The sequence below is a fragment of the Candidatus Dependentiae bacterium genome (genome assembly GCA_018897535.1).
Taxonomy (GTDB): Bacteria; Babelota; Babeliae; order Babelales; family UASB340; genus UASB340.
The window spans coordinates 1-9,223 of sequence record JAHIKO010000007.1; the positions used below are offsets into that span (position 1 = coordinate 1).

8 protein-coding genes and 1 pseudogene are annotated in these 9,223 nt (G+C 25.9%); all 9 read right to left on the minus strand.

Going from position 1 to position 9,223, the window contains the following annotated elements:
- Positions 1-843, minus strand: an 843-nt coding sequence (locus KKE07_00330) for a glycosyltransferase family 4 protein (GenBank protein ID MBU4269311.1), incomplete at its 3' end; no start/stop codon positions are given.
- A pseudogene (locus KKE07_00335) lies at positions 827-1,624 on the minus strand (class I SAM-dependent methyltransferase). The pseudogene KKE07_00335 and the gene KKE07_00330, both read right to left, overlap by 17 nt.
- Before the next feature lie 55 nt (positions 1,625-1,679).
- Positions 1,680-2,606 carry a hypothetical protein gene (locus KKE07_00340; GenBank protein MBU4269312.1) on the minus strand — a complete coding sequence of 309 codons (927 nt, stop codon included), beginning with the start codon at positions 2,604-2,606 and terminating at the stop codon, positions 1,680-1,682.
- 104 nt (positions 2,607-2,710) lie between these two features.
- The gene (locus KKE07_00345) at positions 2,711-3,781 is read right to left on the minus strand and encodes a hypothetical protein (protein MBU4269313.1); all 1,071 of its coding nucleotides are present in this window, start codon (positions 3,779-3,781) and stop codon (positions 2,711-2,713) included.
- Between the two features lie 36 nt (positions 3,782-3,817).
- Complete coding sequence (locus tag KKE07_00350) at positions 3,818-4,534, minus strand: hypothetical protein (protein MBU4269314.1); 717 nt, start codon at positions 4,532-4,534, stop codon at positions 3,818-3,820.
- Positions 4,506-5,537 carry a GDP-L-fucose synthase gene (locus tag KKE07_00355; GenBank protein MBU4269315.1) on the minus strand — a complete coding sequence of 344 codons (1,032 nt, stop codon included), beginning with the start codon at positions 5,535-5,537 and terminating at the stop codon, positions 4,506-4,508. Before KKE07_00355 ends, KKE07_00350 begins: the two co-directional genes overlap by 29 nt.
- Positions 5,538-5,690: 153 nt before the next feature.
- On the minus strand, positions 5,691-6,389 hold the full coding sequence (locus KKE07_00360; GenBank protein ID MBU4269316.1) for a class I SAM-dependent methyltransferase: 699 nt from the start codon (positions 6,387-6,389) through the stop codon (positions 5,691-5,693).
- Between the two features lie 199 nt (positions 6,390-6,588).
- Entirely contained in the window at positions 6,589-8,340 is a 1,752-nt protein-coding gene (locus KKE07_00365) for an ABC transporter ATP-binding protein (GenBank protein MBU4269317.1), read from the minus strand.
- The coding region (locus tag KKE07_00370) for a glycosyltransferase family 4 protein (GenBank protein MBU4269318.1) at positions 8,337-9,223 on the minus strand (887 nt) is incomplete at its 5' end. The genes KKE07_00370 and KKE07_00365, both read right to left, overlap by 4 nt.

Consider the following 9,223-nt stretch of genomic DNA (forward strand, 5'->3'; position numbering starts at 1 on the left):
TGGAATACCAAATCCTTCGTAAAGAGATGGAAATATAACAGTCAGTGCATGTGAATAGGCATAACTAAGTTGATTATCAGATAAATACATATGAAAAATTTTTTTTACTAGATTATTTTCATAAATAAAATCTAATTCTTTGGATGTAAATGCAGCGCCACCAACACAAACTAAAGTCAGATTTTCATATTTTTTAAACAAAATCAAAAGACTCTTCAAAAAAATTTCAAAATTTTTATAACCATCTCTATTTCCAACAAATAATAAATAATTTTCAGGTAAATTAACTTTTTTCTGTAAACCAATATTTAAATCAGAAGCCAAATATGTAACATCTATTTTATCTTCCGGTACATCTATAAATTTTAATATGTCTTTTTTTGTATTTTGCGATATAGCAATAATTTTCGAAGCTTTTAAAATAAGTTCTTTTTTATTTTCTATATATTTTTTATTTTCTTTATAAAATAATTCATGAATCATATCATAAACAGTTAATACATATGGCTTATTATCAAGATAAGCTAAAAAGTATGGATCATATTCTGTAGGATGAAAAATATTAAATTTATTTAGTTTTAAATTATATATAGAATTTAATTTATTAATTTCTAAAAAATAATTTAACAATCTATCACGTCCCTTAAATTTTTTATCTTGTAAAAAGCTTAGCGGCTTTATAAATATAGAATTTTTTAAATAAAAATTTTGAGAATAAATTAAGGACAATTTAAAATTCACATCTTTATTGATATAAAAATTATTAATTAAATTATAAAAATATCTGGATATTCCACCATATATTTGGCCATTAAATATTTGATGATCATAAAGAATTTTCATTAATACTCTTATTTTTTATTAAAAGCATATCTAAATTAGTTTTAGAACCACTTCTATTTTTTAAAAATTTAAATATCCAATCATTTTTGTAATATTTAATAATATACAATAAAAATCTATTTAACTTTTTATGAGTAAAAAAATGAATACTACCCCAAGAATAAATATTTAAATTATATTTATCAGCTATAAAATTTAATGTTTTTAAACTATAAAAAGAAATATGTTGCCCTGATTCTAATGCATAATACAACCATTTATCAGGCGCTGGAATTGTATTTGGCAACAAGCTAGTTGAAAATAAAATATTAGAAGAAATTTGTAGCATATTTTCGAATTCTTTAATTGGATCCACAAAATGCTCAAAACATTCAAATGTAGTTATAAGATTGATTTTATTATTTTTTAAATTCAATTCAAATCCACGCGCAAATATATTTTTTGCATATAAATCTTGCCAATAAAAATCAAAGCCTATATCGCGCATCATTCGAACAAATAAACCATGTCCACCCCCATAATCTAAATATTGGAAATTTTTATTAAAAAAAAGATATAAAAACAAAGTTGTAAATTTTGATAATGATATATTCCTAGAAACTAATCCGGTATCCAGAGAACTTATTGCTTCAGAATATGCCTCATTTAACCAATATGGTTCTTCAGTTTGCAAGAATTCACAGTTATTACAGTAAAAATAGTTAATTAAATATTTGTTTAATATTTTGGCATTAAAAATATATTTTGATTCATATTTACAAATATTACACTGCATTTAAATATTAACCTTTTCCAAATTATGATTAATAAATTGTTGCTGACAAATTTTTATATATTTAATCGATTTCAACCCAAGGTAAATTTTTAACCTTTTCATATCTTTTTTTTAAATCCTCATAAATCCAAGGACTATTTGAGTAATAATTATTGTAATTGTTAATATATAATGTGGGCAACAAATCTAATCCCAAATCTTTTTTTACAAAAAAAGCATTGAAATAATATTTATTAAACGCAACAAGCCTATATCCTTTAATATCCGCTAATTTTATAAAAGCTTGAATTGAAGCTCCATAATAATCATCTTCAAAATCTTTTCTAACAAAATTATCTTTATATGGAATTGTAATAGATCGTTCAAAATCCAAAACATAATTAAATTCAACAACAATAACTCTTGGATTAACAATCTCTAATTTTTCCCATACCCAATAATCAACACCATCTATATCTAAAGACAACAAATCAATTGTCCCGGTTATTCCAGCCTCTTTAATAATATCATTTATATTTTCTGCCGTTACCCATTTATTTATAATTTTAGGCACATGTAAAAAGGTATCAGGATGTTTTTTAAAATAATCATCTGAAAATATTTTATCTTTTTGACTGCCACAGACCAATAAGCCAGTCCATCCCCAATTACATATTAAATTAGTTGTGTTCGCGCCAAATGGATTCGCAAATGCAATATCTACACAAATTTTACTATCCGTACCAATTACAGCAAAAATATAAAGTAAAATACCATCCTCATCTGTCTGCGAAAATGACCTAAAACCAACTTCATTAATTTTTGGTAAAAATTTTTTGTTAAATAAAAGATTTTTATAAAAAAATAATAAATGTCTTTGCTCTATTTGGGACACTAAATTGTTTTTAGAATTTAATTCCAAATCTTTTACCAAACAACTTCCTGCTATGCCAAAATTAAAGATCTTATTTATTATATTTTTTGAAATATTTTTTACAAAATTATACATAAAGGTGCTCCAGTAAAGATTTTGCTACAATCACTAGTATTCAATTCATTCTAATGAAATATCTCTCATTATAATTTTTAAATTAAAACTTTCTTTGTATACAATTAATAGAAAATACCTTTTCGCCACCAAATATTATCTCTAAAGACTCGGCTAAAATCATATTTTTCAAAAAAATATTTATATACCTTTTTTCTTTCAATATTTTTTGTAAATCTTAGCATTTTTTTATAAACATAATCTTCAAATCCAATAGCAGAAGTATTAAATTCTAATCTACCCATTGGAATAAATTTCAAATATTTTTTTCTAAAAATAAATTTACTTAAATAATAATTAAAATGAGATTGCATATGCCAAAACAATATTTTTTTTTTATAAAAGCAATCTTGCCCATCTTTGCGGATAAATTCAAAATAATCAATACCATTAATTCTCACATATTTATATGGAAATTCGTATTCATAAAGATGTAGAAATAAAGGATTTTGAAAAACAACATAATCTTTAAAATTAAATAGGACATCTTCTACAGAATCTTGAATAATATTATTCGTATGAATAAGATGCGATAAAAAATCTTGATCACTCCAAATTATTTTTCTAAATCTTGAACCTGCCCACCTAGTTTTAAATGTAATTTCCCAATTGTTTCGATTTTGCCATGCAATTTCAGAATATTTATCTATATCGTTTGTAAATTTATTTAATTCACTTCTATATATATTAAACCATTCATTGTTACTAATTACTGTAAAAGCCGGACAACCCTGCAAGACAAATGTTTTATTTTCAATTTTATTTTTTATAATTTCAGGATTTTCATTAAAAACAATATCCCCATCGTAATGGACTATAGGCTCTGAATTAAAAAATTTTTCGATTACCAACCATCTTAAAAAACACTTTTTTTCATAATCACCAAACCTATTTAATTTAAAAAATTTTTTATCATATTCATTAAATATTTTAGATACATTATGCAAAATAAAACCTAAACTTTTTAAAGAATGTTTATATTGCTGTGATAATTTTTCAAATCCATCTATAAAAAGAATATTTATATTATTAGAATAACCTAATTGTTGATTTCTTTTTCCCAAAAATTCCAACGGCACAAAACTTTCAAAATCAACTTCATTTGTTTTACACCATGCTACAATGACTGATTGCATAAATAACCTATAAATAATATTTTTATACTTTTTTGGTTAAATATTTTTAATAGTTTTAAAAAATTTAATTTTATTTAATTCTAAAATACACAACTTTTTTAAAATACAATAAATAATATATACCCCAAATGCAAAAATAATTCGCTCCACAAAAACAACCGGCATCAAACCAATCCATTGCTCTACGGTCATAGGCATAGTATAAAGCCAAATTATACTACCTACAGCATGTGCTAAAAAAGTAGCGGTTAAGTAATTAAGATAAACAATATTAAAATTTTTAAATCTTTGGGCAATATATAAAACAACAGGAATAAGCCAATAAAAGGAATAAATATAAGCTTTATTTCCCATTGGATGAAAAATAAATAAAGTCATACAGAATAGAGGTAAAATAAAACTTAATAAAAAATTATAAAGTTTATTTTTAAAATTATTTTTATAATTACTCATCAAAGAAATGTAAACAGTTGCTATCACTGTTGGAATACCCAAAGTAATCGCACCACCAATAGTAAATTTCTTAAATAATAAAAATGCAAAAACTATTAAACCAGATGTTGCTACGCCAAATAAGTTTCCAACTAATGGTAATACAAAATTAATTCCCGAAAAGAAAAATTTATAAGATCCGGATAAAAAACTAATTTTAATAAAAGATGATAAAAATATAATTGATAGTAAAACCATTAATCTAAAAATATTTTCATTTTTAATATTCATGTTACTTATCAAAAGTTTTATATTTTTCATAAACTTTTACAATCCCTTCTTTTAAAATAATTTTTGGCTTCCAACCTAATTTTTTAATTCTAGAAACATCTAAAAGTTTTCTTGGCGTTCCATCAGGTCTTAAGTTATCAAAAAATATTTGCCCGGCAAAACCAACAATTTCTTTTACCATATTTGCAAGTTCACTTATCTTAAGATCTTGTCCGGTACCAATATTTATAATTTCGCCAATATCTTTATATTCACAAGTTTGCATCAAAAAAATTAAAGCATCAACCAGGTCTTCTACATGTAAAAATTCACGATATGGTTCACCGGTTCCCCATAAAATTACTTTGTCTGCATATATATTATGTTTTGAGAATTCAAACGAAATATCGTTTATATTTTTAAAATTAATATTTAAATTTTTTGAGATAATATCTAACTTTTTTTCTTGTAAAAGTTTTGCCAAATAAAATTTTCTGATAAATACAGGCAACACATGTCCGGTTTCCAGATTAAAATTATCATTTGGTCCATAAAGATTTGTTGGCATCACTGAGATAAAATTTGTACCATATTGTTCATTATAGTATCTACAAAGCTTAATTGCCGCTATTTTGGCAATTGCATATGGTTCGTTTGTAGATTCCAAGTAACCAGATAACAAGTATTCTTCTTTTAACGGTTGCAGTGCCAATTTTGGATAAATACATGAAGAGCCGAGATTAATAAGTTTTTTAACACCATATTTATAGCTTGCATGAATTATATTTGTTGAGATCATTAAGTTGTCATAGATAAATTCTGCTTTATATGTACTGTTTGCTAAAATTCCGCCAACTCTGGCTGCAGCAAGAAATACATATTCGGGTTTGTTAATTTTAAAAAAATTTTCGGTATCTTGTTGATTTCGCAAGTCTAAATCGTTTAAATTTGCTGTAATAATATTTTTATAACCCAGTTGTTTTAGTTTATTAAAGATATTGGAGCCAACTAAGCCTGTATGCCCGGCTACGTAAATTTTTGAATTAACGTTCATGCTTTTTTTTGAGGACTGGATCCCGGCTCGGTGACCGGGATGACCCAGCCTACGCGTAAAGCTTCCGACTTCGCTAAAGCTTCGACGGACAAGCCTTTGGGCAAGCAAAAGACTATCAACAACAATTTCAGTCATTCAGGCTCACTTTAATATTTATTTTTTAAAATAATAAACCTTACTTTTTGGCAAAATTTTATTTCCAAGTTTATCTATAAATTTAAAAGAGCAAATAGCATTTGATAAATACTCAGTAAAATTAATAAATCTATTTTTATTTAAAATTTTACCCATTCTATGTTCTATTTTAAATGGTACTACCAAACTCCAAAAAATAGTTCTATTAAAGCTATGAGAAGAAATACGCGCAACTTCAAAATTATTTAATTTTGCCAAATTTAAAATATCTTTCTTTTTAAAAATATTTACATGTTCACATTTTGCAAACCAATTTTTATCCCAAAATGCAAAATATTTTTCTGTTAAAAAAGTAGGCACAGATATAATACAAACACCTGAACTTTTAATAATATTACTAAAAATATTAATTATATTTTCATAATCTTTAATATGTTCTAAAACTTCTCTACAAATAATATAATCAAATTTTTGCGAATAATTATTTAAATTATCTTGCCCAATTAAAAGCATAAATTTAAATCTGGATTTTTCTTCGCTATTTAATGCTGCACTAATTTTATGTTCTGATTCAGGATTAATATCTACAGCCATAACATTAAAGCCATTCTTGATTAAAAAGACGGAAAAAGCACCGTCACCGCAACCATAGTCAAGAATATGTGCATTCTTTATGTTTTTTAAAAAAAATAAATCTATGCCTGCAAAATTATTCATAGTAAACCAATCGGACTGGATCCCGGCTCCAGACTTCGCATAAAGCTTCGTCGGACGCAGTCGGTGGCCGGGATGACCCAGCCTACGCGTAAAGCTTCCACCTTCGCTTTTGCGTATAAAAGTTTTAGTAAAGATATAAATGCTATGGAGGACAAGCCTTTGGGCAAGCTCTGAATTATACTAATATTATTAAGCTTATTCATAATACCTGCTGCACAGTATTTCGATTTTGTATATACAACTGCGCCAAATCTTCAACCAAATAAACATTACCGTTATCAATTTTATAAATTTTATCACAACGCTCAACAGTAGATAGCCTATGAGCAATCACAATTAAAGTTTTATCAAAATTTAAACTATAAATTTCATTCATAATATTTTCTTCGGTTTGATTATCAAGAGCGGAAGTGGCTTCATCCAAAACTAAAAGTTCCGGATCAGAGTATAACGCTCTGGCTATTGCAATGCGTTGTTTTTGGCCACCGCTTAATAAAATTCCGCCATCACCAACTTTTGTATATATTTCATCTTTAGTTAACAAAAAATTATATATATTCGATTTTTTTAGCACATCTACAATCTTTTCTTTATTAAAATTGCGACCAAAAACAACATTATCTGCAACTGTACCGTCAAACAAATAAATTTGTTGTGGTATATAGCCAATTTTTTGTCGCCAGGATTTAATATTAGTTTTATCCAATTTATGATCATCTATAAAAATATCGCCGGTTGTTGGTCGATAGAGCCCCATAATAACATCTGCAATTGTACTTTTGCCGGCACCACTTTCGCCAACAAAAGCCGTACGTTGCCCTTTTTCTATTTTTATATTTACTGAACCTAAAACTTTGGTTTTAGAATCATATTCAAAGCTTAAATCTTTTAAAACTATACTACATTTAAAAGAAACTTTTTCATCACCCAAATCTTCTTGTTCATAACCAAGATATTCATTAACCGAATCCAGTGAACTTTTTAAAAAAATAACTCTATTGTATGATGAAAGAATTTTGTTTATTGAAGGCAAAAATCTATAAAACGCAAAAGCATACATGGAAATTACAGGTATTATTGCCGTCGCATTATGATACATATAAACAACATAAACTATTACTGCTATTAATGTTGAAAAACCAATAGTTTCTAAAATAAGTCTTGGTGTATTTTGCAACACTGCATTAAATGTATTAGCCGTAACAAGTTTTGAACAAGCTTTATTAAATCTATTTAAAACTTTATCTTGAGTAAAAAAAAGCTTAATCAATTTAAAATTCCAAAAGCTTTCTGTATATGTTTTTGAAATTTCTACCAAAAAACCTTGTCTTTTTTTTCCGGAATTTTTTAACTTTTTAGAAAATAATTTTGCTATTAAAAAAACTTTTCCTAACAACAAAAAAGACAAAACTATCGTCATTTTAAGATGAACAAAAAGTAATGCTGTATAAATTAACAATACATTCAAAAATTCTGACATAATTTGTAAAATCGCATCTAAAATACCAACCAAATCATTGGTATTTGAAAATATAACTTTATCTATTTTTGAAGAATTTTTAGTAGTAAACTCTTTATATGCAAAATTTAAATAATTTTGAAAAAAACGAATTGCAAAATGTCTAAATCTTCCCTGAGAAAAGCGATTCATTGCATATGTAAAAATAGTTATTATAATTGCTCTTAAAAAATAAAAAATTATAAGAGCCAAGCCAAATATTACAATAAATTGCGGTACAGAATTACAATGCAAAATATTATATAAAAAATTATAATATTTATTGCTGTAAACAATATTAAAATTTGTAGCAATAGAAGCAAAAACCATAACAAGAGAAATACTGAATGTTTCTAGAAATGCGACAAAAACTGAAATAAAAAACAGAAGTATTAGAAACCGTTTTTCTCTTTTTGAAAGCAAATAATTAAGTTTTTTTATTGTTTCTATCATAATAATAAACAACTGTCGTATAAATTTTCAATCTTTTTTATTTGATCAAAAATATTAAAATTTTTATTACAAAATTCATATGCATTTTTTGAAAGCTGTTCATTTAATTTTTTATTGGTCAAAACGGCATAAAGCTTTTCAACCCATAAACCAATATTATTTGGATCTATTAAATATCCGGTTGTCCCGTGAATAACCAATTCATCAAGTGGTGCCAATTTTGAAGCTAATACAGGTTTTTCCATAAATCCGGCTTCTATAATTGGTCTGGAAAAATGTCCAACCGTAAACGGATTTAATAGAACATCGCACATGGCTAAAAGATTTTCCGGTGAATCTATAGATCCTGTAAAAATAACTGAATCTTTTACTCTCTCAAGTATTTTTAAAACCTGCTTAGCATAGCGTTGATTTGTTGAAATAATTTTTTTAAAATAATTGCCATTAAAATTTGGCTCAAAATATCCTGCAACTATCAACTTTGCATCAGGAATAAGTTTTAATATTTGTTCAAAAATTTTAAATACAGTTAAAGTACCCTTTTCTTGCGAAAGCCCACCCAAAAATAAAATTTTAGGATCAAAATTATTTAAATTATATTTTTTAAAAAAATCTTGTAAGTTTAAATTTTTATCAAATTTCGTAATATCAACTGCGTTATAAACAATTCTAGTTTTTGGGTTATTTTTCCAGGGCAATGCATCATTTTGACTTATTGGAGCAATAAAATCTGAATATTTTGAAACTCGATTTTTAATAAAAGCGCGTCTTATTCCAAGATAGCCTTCAGACAACGGTTCTCTTATATGCGTTATTACCGGAATATTAAGTTTTTTTGCAACTTTACCCCAAATAAAAAGAGTGCTGGTGTTTAAATGCACAA